This window comes from Sporocytophaga myxococcoides (assembly GCF_000775915.1).
GTDB lineage: Bacteria > Bacteroidota > Bacteroidia > Cytophagales > Cytophagaceae > Sporocytophaga > Sporocytophaga myxococcoides_A.
Genome location: NZ_BBLT01000001.1, coordinates 449,262 through 474,259 on the forward strand (window position 1 = coordinate 449,262; position 24,998 = coordinate 474,259).

A 24,998-nucleotide genomic window follows, 5' to 3' on the forward strand; every position below is an offset into this window, starting at 1 on the left:
TTATTTTAAAGATTTTTCAAATTGAATAGCTTCTTCTACTGTAATTAATCCCTTCTCTAGTTTTTCTAAGATTTCACTATAGCCTATGATGTTTTTAACGGTAGCCCGGTCGTATAAAGAAGTTTCCTTTACTGATTCAGAAATTGGTTCGACCGGATAGCCTGGCCAGAAGCGTTTCTTTTTGAATTTAGTTGGTGGCAATGGTTTCCTGGTCGGGACATAAGATGGATCCGTTTCTTCAAGGATCATATGACAGTTAGTTCCTCCGAAGCCAAAAGAGGATATTGCGGCTCTCCTTGGTTGTGATTCAGTTTCCCATGGTTTGGTTGCAGTAACAGGATAAAAAGGTGAATTTTCAAATTCAAACCGTGGATGTGGATTCTTACAATTAAGACTTGCGGGGATGACTTTGTGTTTAAGAGCCATGGAAACCTTTATCAAACTTGCTACACCTGACGCATGCAATAGATGTCCGACATTAGCTTTGACAGAGGCAATAGCGCAGTATTGTTTTTGCAGATTTCCTGCTCCATATATCTGACCAGCTGCTTTTACTTCAATCGGGTCTCCTAGTAATGTTCCAGTGCCATGAGCTTCCAGATAAGTAATGCTTTTCCTGTCTACACCAGAGTTATCCAAAGCCATTTTAATAACTTCTTTTTGCATGAGCATATTGGGCGTAGTTAACCCCATCGTTTTTCCATCATTATTTACCGCAGATCCTCGTATCACTGCACAAATCTGATCTCCATCCTGAAGTGCTTTTTTATATGATTTGAGTAATACGATTCCTGCTCCTTCTCCAAGTACAATTCCGTTTGCATTTTTATCAAAGACATTACATTTTCCTTCCGGAGACAATACCTCTGCCTGACTGAAGCCAATATGCCCACCATCTGCAAGAAGGAGGGTGATGCCTCCAGCAATAGCCATTTCACATTCTCCCAATCTTATTTTCTGGCAGGCTTCATGAACCGCGACAAGAGAAGATGAACAAGCTGTGTCTATGGTTAGTGATGTTCCTTTTAAATCATAAAAGTCTGAGATCCTGGCTGAGATCATATTCTGAATGGTATTAACAATAACATTCCTCTTCAGATCTCCATCCATATCATCTATCAGCTCTCCCCATTGTCCCGAAGCCCCTCCGGTGATTACTGCTATATTTTTATTTGCAATCTCAGCTTTGGTATATCCTGCCTGGTCGAACAGTTGCTGTGTCAGCTCAAGAAGTATTCTTTGCTGAGGATCGAGACACATAGCATCATTTTCTTTAATTTTAAAGAATTCGTTATCGAAAGCACTGATATTATTTATAAATCCTCCCCACTTCGAGTACGTTTTTCCTTTTTTCCCTTTTTCAGAATCAAATGAATTCCTGTAATCCCAACGATCTATAGGGATTTCCTGTACTACATCTTTTTCTTCCACCAGGTTTTTCCAGAACTCCTGAGGAGAATCTGCACCTGGAAATTTGCATGATGCAGCAATGACAGCAATGGGCTCTGGTGCATTAGAAGGGGAAAAGGCATAAGCAGGTTTATCAGTAGAAGTATTTAACGTATCTGATATGCGATTAGAAGATACTGAACCTTTAGTATCTTTTGCTTTATCTTTTTTACTTGTAAAATATTTTAAAGTAAAATTTTTAATGTCCAGATATACTCTTCCGTATTGGTCTATCAGGAAAATGTTAAACTGCTGAAGGCTTACATCTTTAGTGAAACTGTCTTTTTCGACTCTTACCCAAAGTTCAGAAGGCATAGCCTCAGAATGAATAGACAGTTTTTCTATAAAAAACGGCACCCAAAGTTCTCCTGTAGTTGAAGGAGAATTGAATGAAAATCCGGCAACGCATTGAAATATTCCGTCAAGTATCATAGGGGAGAGCCATGTCTCTTTATTATATGGCGTTTTCAATCTGCCAGTTACTCGTCCTTCCGAAACATATAATTCTTCTATAGTTGAGAAAGAAGGACCGTAATGAAACTTATTGTTGTTGAACCAATGATAAATGTCATTGCTATTGATTTTGCTAGTGGAGCCACTGATTAATTCTGGGATGGAAGAAATTGATAGGGGAGCAATAGCTTCCGCTTTAACTTCTCCTTTTGCCAATTGTTTCTGTACTGACTTAAAGATGTATTGACGAAAATCTCCTTTATCTGTAAAATCTATTTCAACTGGAATGTCTTCTCTTTCTGCTATGAGTGGGGCAAACCATGATATGTTGCGGAAAGTATTAATTTTTTCATCAAGGGTGTTATCAGAAATTTTCTTTACCAGATCCAGATATCCGGCTCCTGCAAATATCACCTGTCCATTTATTACATGATCTGCAAGTTCTTCAGACATTCCATGTAAAGTAACAGGAACTTTTGTAATAACTCCTTGATGACTCACAGTACCGGCAACAAAGTAAGGCTTTTTAACAAATTGTTTATTTAATTCGTTTGACTGTTGAGAGTTGTGTGCTACTGAAAGCCTGGTATAGGTGAGTGTTCCGGATTTAAGCTCTTCATTGATTTTAGAAACAATATCATCGATAGATTTGCATTCAAAGAATAATGCAATAGAAAGTTCCGGGAAAAGCTTTTCCAGTTCTGATGTAACTTTCATAATCACGACGGAATCGACCCCATATTCTTCAAGGTTTACATTGTTGTCAATCTCTTCCTGTTTCAATCCTAAGGCTTCTGTTAATATGCCAGTAATTTTATTTCTGATTTCATCAGATACGTTTACCTCATTTACAATATTACTTGTTATTGGGTTAATGTCAATTGTATTGAGGCTAACAGCAGGTTTTAAATCGTTTAAAAGATAGATAAGATTGCCTGATGTTAGCTCCTCTTTGATTTTTTCAGAAATATCATTGATGGTTTTACATTCAAAAAATAAGGCAATAGAAATGCCTGAGAAGAGTTTTTCCAATTCTGATGTAACCTTCATGATGGCAACGGAGTCTACTCCATATTCGTCAAGTGGTATTGATATACTCAGTTCATTTGCAGGTATGCCCAAAGCTTCTGATAGTACATCTTTGATCACAGTTTTTACTTTCGTCGTAAGGATTTCGCTATAGTTATTATCCGACAGGAATGCCTGTGCAGGAGTTGTGTCAGATTGTTGCAATAATGGCGGGTTTAGGGTTTCTGAGTATGTTAAAGTGCCGTTATTTACCTCATCTGTGATGCGGGAAACAATATCATTTATTGATTTACATTCAAAGAATAGAGCAATGGATACTTCAGGAAATAGTTTTTCAAGTTCTGAAGTGACTTTCATGATAGCCACAGAATCGACTCCATATTCTTCCATATCGGAATACGGATCAACCTCTTCAGGAGACAATCCGAGTGCATCGGACAGAATATCTGTGATCTTTGTGCGCACAACTGTAGATATATCAATTGAGGTACCATTTTTAGTTTCCGAAGATTTAGTGACTTTTAAAGGTTCTGTTATTGTTTTAGAATGAATGCTATTGCCCTGATAACTCAATGTTCCTTCAGATAGCTCAGTGCTTATTTTCTGAACGATATCATTGATCGACTTACATTCGAAAAAGAGTGCTATTGAAAGTTCTGGGAAAAGTTTTTCAAGCTCGGATGTCACTTTCATAATGGCAACAGAATCTACACCATATTCTTCAAGGTTAGCCGTGCTGTCTATTTCATCAGATGATAAACCGATGGCTTCTGATAATACGGAAATGATGATATCTTTGATCTCTTCTTTTAAAAGTATGGAAGTTGCCTGCGGCGTAACTATTTTTTCCTCTTTTGCTTTAACTGTAATGCTTTGCCAGCTGTCACTCGAGTATTCAAAATGGGTGTCATTGAAAAATCCTTTACATCCTTTTTCATCTCCTTTGAATACAATGACTTGCTGATTGCCCGACTTAAGTATCGTTTGAAGAGCCTGCATTCCCTCCTGGTCGGAAATGCCATCAATACCACTGTTGCGCATCATGTCAATATATGGTGTGGCAAGTTTCATTCCTCCTTCATTCCAGTATGGCCAGTTAACCGATATGTATTTAACTGGAGAACTTAAATTCTTGTAGCTTACAAATTCATCAAGAAATCTGTTTGCTGTGGAATAATCTGATTGGCCCATCTGTCCGGCAACTGCGCTCACAGATGAATAAAAGATCACAAAATCAGGTTGTGCTCCTGTAAGAGCCCTGTCGAGATTAAATGCACCTTTAATCTTAGCTCCTGTAACATTGTTAAAGCTTTCTTCTGACTTTTTCAATAAAAGCTTATCGTCTACAATGCCTGCTGAATGAATTACACCGTTTAGTTTTCCATGCTGTTTTACAATTGAAGAAATGAGTATCTGTGCACTTATTGGATCAGCAATATCTGCTGCATGGTAACTTAATTTACCGTTGCTCTTGTCCAATAAATCTTTTTGAGTTACAGTAAGATTTTCGACTGGTTTTCTTCCGCTGAGTATTACCTTCTGGGCGCCCAGTGATATAAGTAGCCTGGAGGTGGCAAGGCCAATAGAGCCCATTCCTCCGGTAATCAGGTAAATTCCTCCCGGTTTTATTGTTACTTCGGATTTCCCGGATACAGGAATCATTGGACCTACTGAATATTCGAATCGGTTGTTATTGATATAAATCGATTCTCTTTTAACTAGTGCACCATTGTTGTTAAATTCTTTTATAATATTTTCAGCTCGACCATCAGGTGAAAGTATATTTCTAAATTCTGTTGTTTTGATATTTATTCTGCTGTTTTCTTTTGCAACAACTTTGGCGAAACTTCCAGCAGCTTTGTATGCAGCTTCGTTTTTGTTAGCTGTTGTCCAGTAGATCAGAATATTTATTTTTTGTTTTTTAAATGTTTCTGATAGTTGTTTGATGTGCCTGAATAAATCAATCAGAAATTTATAGTCCGGAGAAAAAAAACTATCTGCATGAATCAATATATCTATTTCCTGTGACCGAATACTTGCAGACAACTCATTGTAGAGCAAAGCATAAGTATTTGACTTTTGGAGTGGAAAGGAATATCCTGAAAAGTCTTCGCTTAATTCATTTTCCGACTTTATCCATTTTATTTCGCTGTTGTAATACTTTCTCAGTGCATCTAATTCTCCTTTGTTTTGTGAAAACAGAATGCAAGCGGACTCACGTTTATTAGTATTGGATGCTATAGGAGCTTCTTTCAATGATAACTGAAAATAATTGAGAGGTAGCCCTGAATCATTAATAGCTTTGATAGGATTAATAGGTCCTTGCTTCGTTATTGTTTCAGAAGGTGTTGTTGAATAGAAATTCTTATTATTCCGTGAATCACCAAGTATGCTGGCCATTGGCTCATTTGGCTCAAGGTTCTTATACCAAAGTCTTCTTTTGTTAAAAGGATAATAAGGAAGAGGAATTCTTCCCGGAATATTGTTTTGATATAACAAAGTCCAGTTAATATTGGCACCAATAGACCATGCACGTATTAGCTCGCTGATATCTTTATTTTTCAGAAATTCTGCAATTTGTACAGAGGAAGGAAGAGCAGCAGTTTTGTCGGGTTTTGAAACGATAACATGGTTTCTGTTTCCATCCATAAATGATTGAAGCTTTTCTCTGATTTGTTGTAAGCTATTTGCCGTGAATGCCAGTCTATGTTCCATACTGATTCGACCAGTTTGGAGTGTAAAAGCAATTGCTGATAGTGAAAGTTCGGAATAGCCAGGGTTATTTATGTACTCTACCATCCTGGAAGCATAAGCCAATAATGCTGACTCATCCTGAGCAGATAAAATAATGGCATGTTCTGATAAATGTTCCGTTTCTTTATATTCAGAACGATATTGGTTGGCTTCTTCTACTACAAGGTGAGCATTGGAACCTCCTGCTCCAAATGAACTGATCCCCGCTAATCGTTTTGAATAGGTCGTACTTGGTTTCCATTCTTCTATTTTTTTCTGAATGCGAAAAGGAGAGTTGACAAAATCGATATATGGATTGACGGGTTCATTGTGTATACTTGGAACTAATGTTTTATGGTTAAGCTGAAGGATTACTTTGTGAATGGAAGCTACACCTGCTGCAGATTCCAGATGACCAATATTGCTTTTGACAGAACCGATAGGACAATTTTCTGGCTTATAGTTACTGTCTGCATAGGCTCTGGTAAGTCCGTTAATCTCAATTGGGTCTCCCAAGGAGGTTCCTGTCCCATGCGCCTCTATATAGCTGATGTCTGAAGGTTTTATGCCTGCATTAGAAAATGCTGTTTTTACTACTGAAGCCTGGGCACTTGAATTTGGTACAGTAAAACCACTGACTTTACCACCATGGTTTACTGCGCTACCTTTGATAACAGCATGTATAAAATCTTTATCCTGAATAGCCTTGCTAAGGGGCTTGAGTAACACAGTGCCTACACCTTCTCCAGGGACATAACCTGAACCACCTTCTCCGAAACTTCTGCATCTACCGTCAGTTGCGGCGAATTTTCTTGCTGCAAGTATATAATGTTTATAAGGATGCAGGTTAAGATTTACTCCTCCAGCGATTGCAAGATCTGATTCTCCACTGATAATACTTTGACATGCAAGGTGAATGGCAGATAAGGAAGAAGAACAAGCAGTGTCTACGGCCATACTCGGACCGTTAAAGTTCATTGTGAAAGAAACTCTGTTGGCAATTGACCAGTAATTACTGGAATTAACCACTATTTCACCACGCGCGTATTCTTCCATTGCAAAAAGTTGGTAATGTCCCCACATAACACCAGCATAAACGCCTACTTTCCTGTTTTCATCGCACATGTTTTTCGGCGTGTATCCTGCATTTTCAACGCAGCACCACGCAGATTCCAGAAATAACCTTTCCTGTGGATCTATATAAGAAGCTTCTTTTGGAGCTATCTTAAAAAACAAAGGATCAAAGTATTCTATCTTATCTATGAAGCCTCCCCATTTGGTAGTGCTGGTATCTGTTTTATTGGCATCCGGGCTATAGAACCCTTCTATGGGCCATCTGTCACGTGGGATCTCACGTATACAATCTTTGGCAGATTTTAAATTTTCCCAGAATGATTCGAGATTACCTGCTTCAGGGTACATTCCGTGAACCCCAATAATAGCGATGTCGTTATCTTTATTCTGCTTATATTGAAATTGCTCTTCAGTTGATCCCATGGCTTTTACTGTTATAGGTTGGATTTTATAAGAATTAGTTTGTTTGCTCAATAGTTGATCCTTTTCTTCGATAGCTTTTTCAGAGATGCTTTTGCTGACAATCTTGTAAGTATCGACTATGTAAAGAGCTGCCTCTGCTATATTCGGATATTCCAAAAAGAGGGTCTTGGGAAGTCCTGGAAAGTTTTTGTCAAGCTTATTAATGACATTCACGAGTATAACGGAATCAAGTCCTAAGGTCTCAAATGATTCATCATTACTGAATGAATCCAACTCATAGCCTAATTCTTCGCTTACCACTTGCTTAAGTAGCTTTTCTATCTCTTCAGTTGTTTGTTTATCTGAATCGTTTTCAATTTCTCTGGTTTTGGTCTTAGATTGTGACCGGTTCCATTGTACCAGTTCCAATTGAGTAAATGTCATGCAGGTTTCATTATTCTCATCAAGGATCGTGATATTAAACCTTTCGATAGGTGAAGTGGTATTTTCCTGTGTTAATCGTTGAGTTATAATTTTTACCTTGTCACCTGGTAGTTTGTAGAAACTTGCTTCTTTTAACTGATATGGAACAAAAAGCTCAAGGGAGGTGTCAAATGATGGAAGGAGGGTAACGGCAGTCTGAAACGCGGCATCTACTAATAGCGGATCTATAATGAAATTATTTTTATCCGGAGAATTATATTTGAAATTGATTGTTGCTATAGCTGAATATTTTTGTCTGGATATTTTCTCTATTAGTCTGAAGTGTTCTCCATATCTGAATCCGCTATTGTTAAAAAGAGAATAAATATCATTGCCGGAGAGTGTGTTACTGCTCTCTGACTCTGAAAATAATGAAGGTAGACTGTTTTTAGTTAAATTATCCTGAAGTTGGAAAAATGTTCCTTCAGCCAGTGATCGGTCTGAGCTTTCATTACCTGTAGAAAAATTAACGTGAATTTCCTGTCCGGAATGATGAAGTGTAAGCGTTATAGGTTTTTGATTATGATCCCGTAGTGAAAATGCCTGCTTCCAGATTACATCCTTTAAACCAAATCTTTTATAGTCTTCGCCTGATAACTTCACGCTTTCTGTAATCATTTCCAGATATGCTGCTGCTGGAAGAATAAAGTTATGCTCTTGAATAAGATATTCATGCTGACTGAAGTTAGTTCTGAAAATTTGTCTTCTGAACGTTGAAATATTTTCCTCAATAAGTGGCATCAGTCTGTTGTGTTTGGCGGGTTCTTGAGGTGTATAATCATCAATGTGATGACAGGATCTTTTCATAGGGTGTCCGGGAAGTTCTTTCCTCAGCCCCTTTGATTTATTTCTTAAAGCTTTCCAGTCGCATGTTGATCCTTCCTTCCATCTTGATAATATATTTTTATTCACATTTTCTTCAGAGATTATTTCATTACCGTTAAGCCATTGAATGAATTGATCTCTGCTATTGCATATTACATAATCACGACACGTATAATCTGTGCGGCTTTCCTGCAAGGTGTAAGCTATATTTTGAAGTGTCAGCGATGTATTTTTTTTCAGATATTCAGCAAGCGTTTTTTTATATAAAGAAAGGTATTCTTCATTTTTGGCTGATAACGGAAGTATATAATATTCCTGATCTGAAGGAGGCTCTGAAATTAGTGGAGCTTCTTCCAGAATAATATGAGCATTGGTTCCTCCTACACCGAATGAGCTCACTCCAGCTCTTCTGGGAAATGGTCCGCTTTTCCAATCTATAGCATCTGGATTTACCAGGAATGGGGTTTCTGAAAAATCGATTTCCGGATTGGGTGAAGTGAAATTTAACGTTGCAGGTATCATTCGATTCTGAAGTGCCAGCACTGTTTTGATAAGGCCTGCAATACCGGCAGCTTTATTCAAATGACCAAGGTTTGATTTTACAGACCCTATATAGCAAGATGTTTTTTCGGATGTGGCTTCTCTGAAGACTTCAGCCAATGCCTCTATTTCAATAGGATCACCTATAGGAGTGGCGGTACCATGTGCTTCAATAAATCCAAGTGACTCAACGGGAATACCTGAAACGGCGAGTGCTTCACGTATAACTTTTTTTTGTCCTTCCGGGCTTGGTGAATAAAAACTGTTTTTGACTTTTCCATCATTGTTTACAGCTGAACCTTTGATAATTGCTAAAATATTATCCCCGTCATCAATTGCATTTTTTATCCTTTTAAGTAATATAAGCCCGATACCATTTCCAAATACTGTCCCTTTGGCGTTTTTGTCAAAAGGCCTGCAATGCCCGTCAGGACTGAAAATTAGATTGGGATCGTAAATATATCCAGCCTGTGGAAAGAGGATGGAAGCTCCACCACAAATGGCCATTTCGGATTCATGATTCAAAAGACTTTCACACGCCATATGTACTGCCACCAAAGAGCTGGAGCAGGCTGTTTCTATTGTCATGCTGGGTCCTTTTAAATTCAGGTGATAGGAAATACGTGTTGAAGCAAAATCTGCATCATTGGAAGTAAATGCTATATAGTCGTCAGATTGACTGACTAATGACCTATATCTGTGAGCGTAATTGTTGTTAGCCACAGAAAGATATACACCTGTTCTTGCTTTAATATTAAGAGGTGAGTATCCCGCCTGTTCTATTAGTTCCCATGCACACTCCAACGATAGTCTTTGTTGCGGATCAATGATGGCAGCTACCTTCGGACTATATCCGAAAAATGAGGCATCCCAATCATAAGGATGATCAATCACGGAACCTGCGTTTACAAAGTTTGAACTTCTTACTTTTTCCTGTGAAATTCCCAGTTCATTAAGTTCTTCTCCGGAAAGGTGACTAATTCCGGTCTTTTTGCTAATAAGCATATTCCAAAAGGCTTCGGAGGTGGAGGCTTTGGGAAACCTCATGCTCATTCCAATGATTGCGATATCGTTGCTGGTGTAGGTGTTCATGGTACTAATGTTCTATCTATAGTTGATTCTTATATCTTTTCTTAATTGTGTTTCAATAATTTCTATTGCCCCGGTCTCTTTTTCAGATATAGTTAAGGCTAAAGGTTTAGATACTTTTCTTACTGCTGTCAGATTTTCTTTTTCTATCCAGTTTGCTTGTGCTCTGATTGTCGTGTACTTAAAAAAATCCACAAGTCTTATCCTTAATTCAGGGAAATATTGTATGAATTTATTCTGAAGTTCAGGTATTAACAGAGAGCTTCCGCCTTCATCAAAGAAAGCTCTTTCCATACCAGAGGCGGCTTTGCCAAGTACTTCTTCCCAGATTTGTATAATCTGTTTTTCTATATCATTAGTATTTTCTGATTTATCAATTTTGGCGGTGAGATATTCACCATTGGTAAATAATAGGTTTCTGTCAATTTTTCCATTGGGAAGAAGAGGTAGTTCCGCCCTTTTATAAAATGAAGAAGGAATCATATAAGTCGGTAAGAATTTCTTCAGATGAACCTGTATTTCTTGTATATTGAGTTGACCTGAATCTGAAATAATACAAGCTTTGAGTTCAATATTACCTGAAACATTCTTCTCTGCAGAAACACAACAGTCTGTAATATTTTGATAGTTCTTTAGTATATGTTCAATTTCTTCAAGTTCTATTCTATATCCCCTCACTTTTACCTGATGGTCATTTCTTCCGTAATAGTAGAGCATTCCGTCTGTCGAAAACCTTACTATATCGCCCGTTTTGTATATGACCTGTTCATGCACAGGCTGATCCGTAATCCTTATAAACTTTTCTTCAGTAAGTTCAGGTTGATTTAAATATCCTTTAGCCAGCCCATCACCTGCAATGTAAAGTTCACCCTGCGCTCCAATAGGTACCGGATAAAATGACTCGTCAAGTACATGTAATCGTGTGTTTGCTAATGGTCTTCCTATGCTTATGTCATTGGAGTTTGTTATTTGACAATAGGTTGATTCTATGGTAGCTTCTGTTGGTCCATACAAGTCCCATAATTCCACTCCTGTTGATAAAATTCCTTTTGCTATTTCCTGAGGTAAGGCTTCTCCTGTTGAAATTGCTTTTTTAAGAGATGTTGTATTGTCCCACCCTGATTTGAGTATTAGTTTGAATGTTGTTGGTGTACCTTGTAAAATTGTAATCTTATAGGATTCTATAATTCTCCTAAGTTCTTCTCCGCTTTTTTGCTCTTCTTCAGAGGCAATATAGACACTTGAACCAGTGAGTAGTGGAACTATAATTTCAGTAAATGAAATATCAAATGAAATGGTAGAGATGGCTAGTATTATGTCCTTATCGGTAATTCCAGGGGATTCTATAATAGCTTGATAGAAATTCAGAAAACCATGATATGGTACTTCTACCCCCTTGGGTTTTCCTGTTGATCCTGATGTGTAAATCAGGCAAAGAGTATCATCAGGGGCATAGAACTCTGTTTGAATAGTATAGGAGTTTTGAACAATACCATTATTGATATCTAATATAGGATAACCTTTTGGTCTAATGCCAGATGTAAGAACGAGATCAGGAGATGCATGTTCAAGGATATAATTAAGCCTGTTCTCCGGCAACTCCGGATCTAGAGGGATATAGGTGGCTCCGATCTTATATAAGGAAAGGAAAGCCATCGGTATATTCTCAGTTCTTGATAGTAATATAGCGACTCTGGATCCTTTTTTGATTCCGAAATCATAAAGTGAATTAGATAAGATTTGGACTTGGTAATAAAGCTCATTATAAGTCATTGTACTATTAGAAGTAATAATCGCAACCTTCTCCGGGTGAGAATTTGCTTTTTCTTCAAAGATTGTATAAAGGTTTGATATCTTAGGAATTTCCTTGTAAGTAGAATTCCAGGTATTCAGGAGATTTTTTTCTTTTTCACTAAGATTAAGTAATTCCCTTATCGTATTTTCAGGAGCTGTGGAGATTCTTTCTAGTATATCAAAATAGTTATCCGCTATAAATTCAATGGTAGATTTATTAAATCTGTCTGCATTGTATTTAACCAATATTTTTGATTCATCTATTGTCCTCAGAAGTTCGAACGTAAGATCTCCTACTGCTGCCTGATTGACTTCAAATATCTGATTCTGAAATACTGTATTTTCCTCAAGATCGGTCAGCCAATCCTGATAAAGGAAAAATGTCTGGAATAGTAATGAGTCACAGCTTATTCCGGTTTCTCTCAGAAATTTTACCAATTCCGGATAAGGATAACTTTGGAAAGAAATAAGTTTATTTATTTCTGCGTAGATCGATGAAGCAAAATTTTGAAATGGTGTATCAGGCTTTACGTCTGAATAAACAGGTTGAACGTTTGAGAAAAATCCCAAGGCCGTTTCAAATTGCTCTTCCGGACGATTTAAAAACGCAGTTCCTATGGTTAATGATTCTTGCCTTGTATACTTATAAAGCAAAACAAAATATGCTGATAAGAAAAGTGCATATCTGCTGATTTTATTTTTTTGTGCTATCGTATCGGCAGCTACCAATAAATCTTCTGGAAGACTAAAACATAAAATTCCTGGTGAAGATGAATTGGATGATTGAGCATCATAAGGAAGATTTAATCCTTGAAATAAATTGTTTTTAGATGTCCAGTATTCTTTGAGGCTTTCACTATTGGTTTGTAAAAGATTTTTGCTTTCCCAATCTGCAAAATTTAAAAACTGTAAATCTGTTACCTTTCCCCATTCCTCAGTAATATTAATATCCTTCTGATTATATAAACGAACGATTTCTTTTAATAGAATCTGACAGGACATACCATCTAACAATAGGTGAGAAGCATTCAGGTAAAGATATTTTTTGTCGTTGGAGCCTTGGATGATCTCAGTGTGAAACAGAGATTCTGTTTCTGAAGGTTTAAAAGGAATCCATGCTTTACTTAAAATATGTTGAGTGATTTCATTTCTGTCTCCGGGTACATTTGAAATTCTTAAGGATACTTTCTTTTCTGAAATTGTAAAGACAGGTTGATTGTCTATTTCAATAATTCTTCCTCTTAAGACTGGGTGATTATCCTGGATTTCGTCAAGTACTTTTGCCAAAAGGGTGATATTAATTTTATCAGAAAGTTGAAAAGCTAAAGGAGTGTTGTACCTGAATGTATGATGGTTTCTTGAGTAATCGATCAAAAGTCCGCGCTGATTTATAGATAGACCTGATTTTACATGAACACCTGATTCTTTATTATATGAATTTTCAGTAGTAGTCTTAGGTTCCGATATTTTTTTTAAAACCAAGTCCCCAAGTTTTCTGATATTTTCAGAGGTTACTATTTCACTTACTTCAATATTGATATCATAATGATTCTTTATTTTTCTTGAAAGCCTTATGAGTTCTATTGATCCAAGTTCAAAAATGGATATGTTTTCCGGATTACCTTTAAAGGATGATTTGTTAAAATCTGAGAAAAATTCCCTGATCTGTATTGTTATCGTATTTTCTTCATAAGCGTCATTTTTACTGTGAATCTCAGCATAGTAATCTTTGTGAAATGTTATTGCAAGACTGTTTGATTGAAATAGATTCTTACAGGCATTACGTTGCAGTTTCCCACTGGCTGTCGTTGGCAGTGACCCTCGTTTAACGAATATTAATTCGCCGAGCCTTATTCCATTGTACTCCAGCACGGATGCTGCCACCTTTTTGCAAAGTATGTTTATTTCATTAACTTCTGGCGGCTCTTCTGCTATGGCAATAATCTTTTCGTCCGAGTGATTATCAATAATTGAAAAAACAATTTTTCTGACATCAGCCAATAAGGTATCGCTTATTGCAACAGAGGTTTCTATATCGGCAGGGTAATGGTTTTTGCCATTTATAATTATCACTTCCTTAGTTCTACCTGCAATAAATAATTCCTCATCTTTAATAAACCCCAGATCACCTGTCTTAAAATATCTTTTTCCATTTCTCTCGGCAAATCCAGAATCATTATGACTGGTATTGGTATAGTTTTTAAAAAGAGACGGTCCAGATATCCATATTTCTCCTATTTCATCTGAAGCAGCCTGTTGATGATCATCTTTAATTATAAGTATATCTACCCCCGGTAGAGGAGTGCCACATCCTGAAATGGTTTTAGAAGTTCCGATTTCAGATGATTTTGAAATTTTATTCTGATTTAAAGCCTGGAGATCAATTTGCATAAATACAGGTGTACCCGAGTCTTTGGCTGCAACCGTACATGCCTCGGACATTCCATACATTGGCTTGAAGAAATCTACCCTGAGATTATGACTTTTAAATTTGTTATAAAATCGGTGGTATGTATTTTGTTTTATTGGTTCTCCTGCACAAAATGCAACACTTAAAGCTGTCAGATCACAAGATGTATTATTTTTTTCTGCTTCTATTGCTGCACAGTCAAAACCAAAGTTGGGAGAGCCAGTATGTGTAGCTTTGAAGTAGGATAGATGTTGGATCCATCTAAGTGGATCTGCTGCAAAGTCAGAAGGGGTAAAGAGTATAGATCCGGAACCTGAAAATAAAGGATATATAATATTTACAAGCATTCCGAATGCGTGAAAATGTGGAAGCCAGGATACAGTGATGCTGTTTTCTGAATAGCCATACCTACTTGTTACAGAAGCTCCGTTGTGTATCAGGTTATCCTGCGTTATTATTACTCCTTTAGGAGTGGAAGTTGAACCTGACGTGAAGAGGAAACAGGCATTTTCATTAGGCTCTTTAAAAAAAACTGTTTCTTCCAACAGTGTATGCTCAATTGCTATAATGTTAAAGTCAGAAAATAATTTATCGAGACTTTCTTTAATGACTTTATTCGTAATGATAGCCACCTTTTTCGAATTTTGTCCGGAAATAGTTTTAATCAGCGCTATAAAATTCGTGCTGTCTGGATTTGCAGGCAGAGGTAATGGAATTACCGTTTTTCCCGAAATGCCTGTAGCAAAAAAAGATTTTATATAATCCAGTCCTGCCGGAAATAGAAGAATTGCAGCATCTGAGTCTCCTGCATTATTATCTATGTGTTTTGCGAAAGATATACAGAAGGATAGTAATGATTTATATGTAATTTCTTCTGAAAGTATGCCCTCCGTATTGATGAAGCTGTAGGCAATTTTGTCAGGATGCATCTCCGCTTGCTTTTGCAATACATCGAAGAGTGATCTTGGTTTTTCCATAGGAGTATAATAAGCTTATCAGGTTATTGAAAGATGTTTTCCAGATCAGGTTTTTTGATCATATATTTTTGCTGGGTTGTAGCATCTGATTTCTTTTCGTTATCAGCTTTGTCATCTGCAGGACCTATTTTATAGTTTTCAAATTTTCCGAACTTGGTCAGATATATTGCTCTGAGTAGGGCATAGGCTTTTACAAGAATTTCTTTGTATTCTTCCTCCGGGTTTGATTCGGCAATGACTGCGCCTCCGCTACCGAATGATACTTCACTTCTGTTTTCATGATTTACAATTGTTCTAATCGCTATGTTAAAATCTGCCGCATGATCTATGGAAAGGTAACCTATACTACCAGTATAGACACCACGAGGACGTTTTTCCAAGCTGTTTATGATCTGCATGGTTCTGAATTTTGGGGCACCGGTAATTGAGCCACCAGGAAATGCTGATTTCAGGACGTCTACAGCTGTTGTTCCTTCTCTTAGTTTACCTTCTATAACTGATGAAAGCTGAAGCACAGTCGCATATTCTGTGATCTTCATAAAGTCGCATACATTAACTGTTCCTTTTTCACAACTCATACTTAAATCATTCCGGATAAGATCAATGATCATAAGTAATTCAGAATGATCTTTCTCACTCTCTGCAAGGCTTTTCCTTATTTCCATATTTTCATTTTCACTCTTGCCTTTAGAGCGAGTACCTTTAATCGGCTCACTTCTTATGTTACCGCTTTTGTCAAGAGTAATAAAACATTCCGGAGAGGAGCTCAGAATAGCTGTTCCAGGCATTTGTATATAGGCCGAGTAGGGGGCAGGATTGGATATTCTGAGTACTTTATATAACTCAAATGAGTTTATGTGAGCCTTAATTCTGAATTCGTTAGATAAGCACACTTCATATGTATCTCCGCTCTTAAGATAATTTTTAATTTTGGAGATATTGTCGAGATATATTTCTCTTGACTGGCTTAATGTAAGGTCCAGTCTGGGTGTCTCGTTTACTTCTTTGGTAACTAAGAACCTGAGCTTATTCTTTGTCTCCTTTTTATTAAGTTTCTCCCTGGTATTTAAAAGCCATTGATTACCTGATTCAAGATCTGGCCCTGCATAACAGAGGTATAGTTTGTTTTCCTGGTGGTCAAATGTTAAAAATTTTTCTACCCACATCTGAAGAGACTCAGGATACTCTAATGGATATTCATTTAATTCAATGTTTAAATGCATGGTGCTTTCATAGCCCAGGTAACCTATGAAACCTCCTTTGAAAGGGATTAAAGATCCGTTACTTTCTATTTCCTCATTTAGTAAACTTTCTTTTAGTATTCCAAATAGGTCTGTACTTATAATTTGAGATTTGTTTATGGTTTCAGAAGAGGTGGTGATAAAACGTATCTTTTTATTATGAGCTTCTATAATATACTCGGGGAGTCCCATAAATGAATATCTTCCATTGTACCCCGTTTTGCTGCTATCTAACCAGAATGAATAGGTTTGGTTCAGAAAGAGGTTTTCAAAAACTGATTCCGGATCTTTCCATTGTGTTTCCAGTGTGGTAAATTTTCTCTTTGTTTTTTTTGATGCCACAGGTAATCTTTTTGTACGGATCCAATAGTCACTTATATTTTTAAAGTTGCGAAATATTTCTTTGCCATATTCTGTTCCGATAGATTCAGGATGGAATTGTACTCCGTAAAATGGCTGTGTTTTATGTTCAAGAGCCATGACCAGTCCTTGATCTTTGGTTTCTGCAGTGCAGCTCAGATGTTCGGGGAATGATTCTCTTTCAACAATTAAAGAGTGGTATCGCACAACATTTATAAATTCTGGAAGGCCTTTAAATAAAGGAGAATCATGTATGATTAATTCAGAGTATTTTCCATGCATTTCCATTGGAGCCTTTTTAACAATACCTCCAAAATGCTTTCCCATGCATTGAAGTCCAAGGCATACACCCAGAATAGGAGTATCACGAAATCTTTCCAGGACTTCCATGCTTAATCCCACATCTTCAGGATTGTCAGGTGTTCCAGGTCCTGGAGATATCACTATGTTGTCAAACGGAATATTGGAAAGTTCATCAATATGAAATGAGTTATTTTTTATTACAATAGGTCTTTCTCCATTGATCTCCCATAAGTATTGATAAATAATATAAGTATAAGAATCATAGTTGTCTATTAGCAAGGTTGTCATAGCTTAGGTATTTTTAATGTCCTGTATATTCGCAAAAAATAAAGTAAACTCCGTATCCCATGTGGGCTTCGTGACTGTATTCCGGTTTGCATATGTTTCTGAGTACCAGTCCACCTTTTTCTATCATTTTTTTAAAAATTAATATTGGTTCTTCCGGTCTGTTATCCCAAGGTTCTTTTTGAAAACTAACTTCAGGTTTTTTTTCAAATGGTTCAAAGCAGCTTAGACAAACAATTGCACCCGGAAACAGGTAAGATCTTATTTGTGTGTAAAAGGCTTCATGAAGTTTCCACTTTACATCACTTGATATCATTGCATTTACATCGTTATTTATTTCATAAGCCCATGGGGGAGATGCTACCACAAGGTCGAATTTTTCATCTTTCGGAATACCATTCAAATTATCACCCCAATACACCTCAGCACGGTTTTCTAATTGGTTTTCTCTTATTGTTCGTTTTGCACAATCAGTAGCTTCACTATTTAAATCAGTTAATCTTATGTATTGAGTTAGATTATTTGCTAAAAGATTAAATCCTATAAATCCTGGTCCAGAGCACCATTCTAAGGTTTTGAAAAAGGTTCTATTAGGGAATTGTTCCCGTATAAGTCTGTTAAAGACATTTGAGTAAGTAGTACCTCCTCCGTCCAGATGAATTTTATACCATACTTTAAGCTTTCTGAAGTCTTTTACAAGCCATGTCCTTTTTAATTTTCTTAGTATTTCAATAAAATAAATTATCATCTCTTTTTCTTTGAATCCATTTGATAATTCAAAGAATGATTCATATAAGGAAATGTCTAAAGACAAGTGTAGGTCATCTTTATATTTTATAAATAAACTCTGAATATTTTGAATTAAATCTTCATCGTAGGTGTCTGTTGAAATAGTTGGTAATAGGTTGTTAAGTTCTTTAAGCAGGTTGATTCCTTTGGTTGTTTCTGTCTTTAATTCTTTAAACATATAGTAGTCCTTTTTGGAATCAGTATTGTTATAAGTTTGTCTTTATATATGATGGATGATGTTTTGTATTGTATAAAGTTATTGAATGTACATTCAATAACTTTTTCTTCATTAATCAATATCTTATCTATCTCAAATAGTTTCAGTCCACATGTAAGACCGGTAGTCAATACCTTTCCTAAGCATTCTTTGGAAGTCCATAATGTTGTCAGAAAAATATCAGTGTTTTCTTCGCCTGATAGTTGTATAATACTTTTTTCTCTGTCTGTCAGTTGAGAATATATAGATTCTCTGTTTGATCTATTTATTTGTTCTATGTCAATAGACATAGGATGACTTTCATTATATACTGCAGCAATTGCGGCTTTACCACTATGTGATATACTGACCTTTGTTGCTCCTATACTGGGAGCTTTTATCACAGGTTGATTGAAAACACCCGGTTCTATCCAGATAGAACTTGGTATGGTTATATTGCTATGTTTCTGTAACGCCTTTTTTACGCAATATCTTCCGAGTAAATAACTTTGTTTCCTTATGTCACTCGTGTAAGAATTATATCTTATTAGCTCTTCCTGATGTAGATATGATTTAAGACTTTCAATCTTGGATTCATCATTTAATTCTGCATAATATATGGATGAATTCAAATCCGTGAAATTATCCCTCTTCATGGAAATGAAAAGAAAGAATTCATTCATTATTGTTTCAATAAAAAAAAGCTTTGATTGTTAATGTCGCACCACCAAGATCATGACACAAAAAAAATTGTGTGCTCCTTCATTACTATAAACAAAAATAAATAAATTTCGGACAAAACAATTAAAGCTAACTTAATTTTAATAATTATTTATTTATAAAATTTATAATCAATATGTCCATTAATTATTTTAAGTATAAAGCTTCATATATATTCAACAGGCTTCTTAAAGCTTACTTCAGAATGTTGTTTCAAACATTGTTACTGAAAAAGGAATCTAAAATATGGAAATTGTATATTGAAAGATTGCAACATCCACTGGGGATTCCATATGCTATGTTAAATGCGCCTCGCTGGAATACTCATGCTTTCATAGCTTCAGCAGGTCCTGTTACAATCAATGAAAGTATAACTATTGATTTCTCAGAAGTCAATATGCTGTGTTCAAGTTGGACTTTTATTTTATATAAGCTCCCTGCAAATGTTACCAGTAAAGTGATTTCTTGTCTTGATGATTCAACTCTTTGTCATAAGGTGAATGTCGAACGTGGATCATATTCAGTTGTGCTTCGCTGTTATGAGTTAAAATATCCTGTCGAGCTTCCAGAGTTGATTATAGATAATGGAAAAGTGGTTATCGAAAAAAGATTATTATTGAATAAGACTCCAGTGTATCCCGATACCATTATGACTAAGGAAAGCAAATTTTATAGTTTTGTTCATTATTATCTTCATTATGCTTTCAGATATGGGAAGAGGTCAATTAATAGAAATTTAGAGTTTGAATATCTACCTGTAGGCAATCCGGAGACTACATTTTTGTTTGGATATTATAACAGGAATAGCATTGTTTATGTTGATATATTAGATAGAGCTGGAAGCTTTTTGATTTTTATTACCTGTTACAATGAAAGTAGTTTTCCGGTTTATTCTGAAAAAATACCTGTTTACGGTATTGATCTTTATAAGTCTGCATTACTTCCTGCTAATGGTACTTATCTTATAAGAATTATACCCTTAGTGAAAGGATTAACATCAGAGATGCTTAAGAAATGTGTTAAAGTTAATGTGGTTGAAGGAATACCTGATATGAATGCTGGTAATGTGAAGAAAGTTGCTGTTCAGAAATAGTGACTTGACTTAAAGAAATTCCATAAAGTTTTTTTGATTCGTTCGCATCCTGAATTTTATAAATGTTTCTTCATCATCAATCTGCATATAGATATTTGTTTTTAAAATAGATTCTAATTCTAATCCTGGGGCAATTCCATAGGAATGTCCTGGGAATATCTTTACTGATTTATTCAGATTCTTTTTTAAAAGCTGAATGGATTTAAACATTTCATTCGGGTTTCCTCCAAGACTTGTACAAATTCCGCATCCTTCCGGAAATAGAGTGTCTCCGCAAAACAGATGATTGTTTATCTTGAAGCAGGAGCTTCCTGCAGTATGTCCTGGTGTTACAATAGTTACACACGTGCAGCTTCCAAATTGAATTTCCTCATTATTGTTAAAAAGTAGAATATTATTAAGATTTGGTTTGTAAAATTCATATTCTTTTTCTGAGATCCAAACTCGAGCACTTGTTGTGTATGTATAATAATCGGAAAGGTTAATGTGATCAAAGTGATGATGAGTGAGTAGAATATGTCTTACAATGACTTCATGTTCATAAAGCGCGTTATTTATTTTTTCTGGTTCCCAACTTGGGTCGACTAATATTCCTTCTCTGGATGATTTGTCATAAATGATATAACAGAAATTTATGAATGATCCTTTGGTGGTACGAATTCCAAGGATAATAATGTTTTCATCCTGATGTATCATTGATAATATTAATAGGTAATTCTGCCTGATGAAAAAAGTTGTTCTATTTAATTAAAAACTTATTTTAATTCCAAGTCTCCAGGTATTGTCAAATCCATAAAGATTAAAGCTGGACTTATCTGTATTTAGTAGGAACTGATATTGAAAGTACAGGTTGAATCTCGATTGGAATTTGTAATAAATACCTAATCTGTTAAGGCTTCCAAGATCATTGATACAGGCAAAGGTAATCCATTCCAGTTCTGTATTTTTGAATAGATTGTTTCTCAGTAATCTTGCGAACATAAAGTCTCTTCTAAGAGGAAATACATTTGAGGTATATATTTTTTTCATTGTTGAAGTTGCAGTAGGAGCAAGGTTTTCAACGGCCCTCATAGCTTCAAGAGATTGAATGGTGTTCTGAAGCAGAATCCATTCATTGCCAGAATAACCTTCGCTGATATGAAAATATTCCAGTACTACGTTGTAATTTTGATTGGGTGACCAGTTGGCGCCAGCAAGGATGCGATAGTATAATCCTTTTTTAGTATTAAAATCAGAGGGGTATAATACATTGCTCTTTGAACTCAGAATAGCATCTGAGTGAAGTTCGAGTTTTTCTCCAATTGCTGCTGTCTGGTTGAAACCTGCCTGGTATTTACCGTCTAAATCTATTCTTCCTACAAGACTTATATCAAATGAATGGACATTTGTAAAGTATCTGAATGCTGCTGAGTGATTATTGAAATATAAATCATTTACGTTTGTTTTAGGCATTAAGTATATATCGTATTGTGACTTGGATCCTATGTAGGATGCCTGAAATAAATCGCTTCCTTTTATCTGAAATAAACGATCTGAGGGATCTGTTGGGGAAGGTGGATTTGATACGATATCTGTTGGACTTGCAACATATCCAACTCCCCATTTAATTCTTTTCCTTCCTATTCCCAATGTGAAATTGTTAAATGATTTCTGATAATATAGTTCGTTTGGATTGAAACGTATTTTATAATCATTAACATCGTATTTGTTTATTTCATCTCTGCTCAGCTGATTGAGCAAAGAAAATCTAAGATTGCCATTAAGTGAGCCTTTATAGATTTTAAATGACTTGTTATACAGAAATATATTGTTGACATTAATATATGGTAATAGCTGAATGTTTTGAGGATTCAGCCATTTTTTATTGATAGTATTGTATTCTACTTCACTTATGTATTTGGACGTTTGTGCCTGAACAGATAGTCCGTTCAAAAGTATAAATGCAACAATCAAGTATACATTATATGGTATTATTTTACTCACTAACCTCATCTGATACTTCGGCTAAGGAAGTTTTTATAAAAAATCTGTTTGGAATTGTTTTCTCTTGTGCAATTTTTGAAAAGTTCAATATGGATTTTTGATTAGCATTAAAGTGATCTATAAATTCTATTTGTGAATTGACTTCTTTATTATTGATGATTTCATACTTTGTAAATGTCATTGTTTTATACATCTTCCCGGATAATAAAAATACTTCTGATTTTAACGGCTTTGAAGTCTTTTTATCTACCCATAATTTTATTTTTTGATAGGTGGCTCCTTGTGATTTGGCTGCAAGATTAAGGAGGTAAGTTTCCGATGTGCCATTTTCGGTTTTTAATTCAGTTTCTTCACTTGAAACTATTATATAATCTTTAGACCAGCCAAGTCTGGCAAGATCACCATAGGAAACCGAACCGGATAATCTTTGCACGGGTGTTATACGAGTAGGCTTTTTGGTTTCTCTTACATAGTACCATAAATCTGCATCTACCATTAGAAGTAAATTCCCCTTTTCAAACTGAGGCTCCAGAAATGCGACTAGAGTATTTGTTTCGTCTTTAAAATAGACTTTATAAATACTTTTGGTTGTGCCAGATTTTGCATTAGTGTTTAACTCTGCTGTCATAGACATTTGTGTCCATGGTGATCTTTTGTTTTCAGCCTCTTTCAGGATTTGTTCCGGGTTTTTTTCTGAAATGAGTATTGTTGAAGATGTGAAAAGGGCTAATGCAAAAAATGCAAGCAAACCCTGAAGTTTAGTTTTCATAAAAGAGCTAAATCTTAAGCGTGTTCTAATGATTCTACTATGGTTAATTTTCTAATAATAAAGAATGCAGAGAGACTTGATAGTGTAATAGCCAAGACCACTGCAATCGCTATGAAGAGGTGGTAAGGTGATAAAGTATATACCTGTAGTGCATAGCACTGGTTCATTCCTGGTACAGGTGGCATTTCAATATTTAAGGCATTAATGATGTTGGATAATATTACTTGTGCTATTATTCCTATTAAAAGGCCTATTATGCTTATCAGAAATGCTTCAAGTAAAAAGATGAAAGTAATATTCGTATTTTTTAAACCTATTGCTCTTAATGTACCTATTTCACGAATTCTTTCCATTGTTGTCATGTTCATAATGTTCCAGCAGCTGAGTATGACTATGGTTAGAATAATGATACCCATAAAGCTAAAGATCATGTTAAATAAATCTTTTGCTGCTGTATAGTATTCTGCTAGTGTTTCCCAGGTTATCACTCCGATAGTTTTATTGTTATCCGGTCCTTTTGTAGAGGCCAGGATACTTTGAATTGTACTTACTTTGTAATCAAGGGAATCTCTGTTTTTAAACATCACAGATATTAGACTTATTTTATCTGTATTTACAAGTTTTTGTACCAGGTCTATATGTGTGAGCAAATAGTATTTGTCTGTTTCATTAAGCCCTGTAGACATTACTCCGACAAGTTCTACATCAATTGCATTTACTGCACCCTGCACAGTTGCTCCATATAGCATTAATGGATCTCCGATTTTTACACCAAGTGCGTTTGCAAGTTTTTTACCAAGAATTATCCCGAATTTGTTTTTGTCAAGTGGTTTGATTTCTTCACCTAGTTTGAGATTCGGATTAATGTCTGAAAGTCCGCCTCTTAATGCTGCTTCATGCATGGACTCTACACCGTATCCTATGAATGGAAAAGATTTATCACCTGTTGTGACAAGTCCTCCAAACTCTATTCTTGGTAATACATAATCTACTTCTGGTTGGTTTTTGATAGTTTTAACCATTTTCTGATAATCAGCCAGCCCGAATTCCAATGTATATTTTTCCTGACTTTCTAAACTTCTGCTATCTTTTATCTGAAGATGTCCTGTGCCTCCAGCCCCCCCGAAACCATTGCGGATTGTCATTTCCTGTAAGCCATAGATAGAGAATCCGTAATAGCCTAATGCTATGGCCATGGCTGCATATCCAGATGCTGCGATGAATATGGCAAATAAAGTTCTTCTTTTATTTCTGAATAAATTCCTATATGCCAAATGTAGTATTTTGGAAAAATGTTGTATCATACCAGTTCTTCTTTAAAAATTTTACCATCCTGAATTACTATTTTTGCTTTTGCTTTTTCTATAACATATGGATCATGGGATGCTACAATGATTGTTACCTTGTCATCTTCATTCAGCTTTGTGATGAGTTCCATAATTGATATAGCTGTTTTTCTATCGAGGTTGGCAGTTGGTTCATCTGCAATGATAAGTTCCGGATTTCCCACCAGTGCTCTGGCTATTGCAACACGTTGTTTCTGTCCTCCCGATAACCTTGCAGGCAAATGATCCATTCTGTCCTGAAGGCCTACTTTTTCCAATACAGTCGTAACACGCTCTTTAATTTCTTTTTTACTTATATTTTTAAAGAGCAAGGGGAGTTCTACGTTTTCATAAGCAGTAAGAACCGGGACCAGATTGAATGATTGAAATACAAATCCAATTTTGTTTAGTCTCAGTTGATGCAATGCTTCCAGGTTTACATGAGTGATGTCTAAGCCATTGAAAAGGATGTTTCCGGAGGTCGGTTTGTCAATACTACCCAGTATATTAAGAAATGTTGATTTTCCACTTCCGGAAGGGCCTGCAACGACAATGAAATCGCCCTTTGTAACATTAAAATATACATTGTTGAGCGCCTGGATTTCCGTTTCTCCTACTTTATATTTTTTAGTGACGCCTCTTAGTTCTGCTATAGATATGCTCATTTCATTAGGAA

The 24,998-nt window shown here is 35.9% G+C and carries 11 protein-coding genes; 1 reads left to right on the plus strand and 10 read right to left on the minus strand.

Going from position 1 to position 24,998, the window contains the following annotated elements:
• From MYP_RS01870 to MYP_RS01890, 5 genes are read right to left on the minus strand one after another with little or no spacing between them, the layout of a single operon-like run.
• The gene (locus tag MYP_RS01870) at nucleotides 1-10,080 is read right to left on the minus strand and encodes an SDR family NAD(P)-dependent oxidoreductase (RefSeq protein WP_045457662.1); all 10,080 of its coding nucleotides are present in this window, start codon (nucleotides 10,078-10,080) and stop codon (nucleotides 1-3) included.
• A gap of 12 nt (nucleotides 10,081-10,092) precedes the next feature.
• Nucleotides 10,093-15,258, minus strand: a complete 5,166-nt coding sequence (locus MYP_RS01875) for a non-ribosomal peptide synthetase (RefSeq protein WP_045457665.1) — start codon at nucleotides 15,256-15,258, stop codon at nucleotides 10,093-10,095.
• A 23-nt stretch (nucleotides 15,259-15,281) separates the two neighbouring features.
• Complete coding sequence (locus tag MYP_RS01880) at nucleotides 15,282-17,450, minus strand: chorismate-binding protein (protein WP_052429891.1); 2,169 nt, start codon at nucleotides 17,448-17,450, stop codon at nucleotides 15,282-15,284.
• A gap of 13 nt (nucleotides 17,451-17,463) precedes the next feature.
• A complete protein-coding gene (locus MYP_RS01885; RefSeq protein ID WP_045457668.1) occupies nucleotides 17,464-18,414 on the minus strand; it encodes a methyltransferase in 951 nt (316 codons plus the stop codon).
• Complete coding sequence (locus MYP_RS01890; protein WP_045457672.1) at nucleotides 18,399-19,115, minus strand: 4'-phosphopantetheinyl transferase family protein; 717 nt, start codon at nucleotides 19,113-19,115, stop codon at nucleotides 18,399-18,401. The genes MYP_RS01885 and MYP_RS01890 overlap by 16 nt, the downstream gene beginning before the upstream one ends.
• A gap of 173 nt (nucleotides 19,116-19,288) precedes the next feature.
• Between MYP_RS01890 and MYP_RS01895 the strand changes: the two genes are divergently transcribed.
• Nucleotides 19,289-20,245: a DUF6208 family protein gene (locus MYP_RS01895; protein ID WP_045457676.1), complete on the plus strand. Its 957-nt coding sequence runs from the start codon at nucleotides 19,289-19,291 to the stop codon at nucleotides 20,243-20,245.
• A 9-nt stretch (nucleotides 20,246-20,254) separates the two neighbouring features.
• Here MYP_RS01895 and MYP_RS01900 read toward each other — a convergent pair whose 3' ends face one another.
• The 5 genes from MYP_RS01900 to MYP_RS01920 are packed head-to-tail and all read right to left on the minus strand — an operon-like array spanning nucleotide 20,255 to nucleotide 24,987.
• Nucleotides 20,255-20,941 carry an MBL fold metallo-hydrolase gene (locus MYP_RS01900; protein WP_045457680.1) on the minus strand — a complete coding sequence of 229 codons (687 nt, stop codon included), beginning with the start codon at nucleotides 20,939-20,941 and terminating at the stop codon, nucleotides 20,255-20,257.
• A gap of 51 nt (nucleotides 20,942-20,992) precedes the next feature.
• Nucleotides 20,993-22,228 (minus strand): hypothetical protein, encoded by a 1,236-nt coding sequence (locus tag MYP_RS01905; protein WP_156140249.1) that lies wholly within the window; start codon nucleotides 22,226-22,228, stop codon nucleotides 20,993-20,995.
• Nucleotides 22,221-22,997 carry an outer membrane lipoprotein-sorting protein gene (locus MYP_RS01910; RefSeq protein ID WP_045457686.1) on the minus strand — a complete coding sequence of 259 codons (777 nt, stop codon included), beginning with the start codon at nucleotides 22,995-22,997 and terminating at the stop codon, nucleotides 22,221-22,223. Before MYP_RS01910 ends, MYP_RS01905 begins: the two co-directional genes overlap by 8 nt.
• A gap of 14 nt (nucleotides 22,998-23,011) precedes the next feature.
• Nucleotides 23,012-24,301, minus strand: coding sequence for an FtsX-like permease family protein (locus tag MYP_RS01915; protein WP_045457689.1), 1,290 nt, complete (start codon nucleotides 24,299-24,301; stop codon nucleotides 23,012-23,014).
• Nucleotides 24,298-24,987 (minus strand): ABC transporter ATP-binding protein, encoded by a 690-nt coding sequence (locus tag MYP_RS01920; protein ID WP_045457692.1) that lies wholly within the window; start codon nucleotides 24,985-24,987, stop codon nucleotides 24,298-24,300. The genes MYP_RS01915 and MYP_RS01920 overlap by 4 nt, the downstream gene beginning before the upstream one ends.
• Between the last annotated feature and the right edge of the window lie 11 nt (nucleotides 24,988-24,998).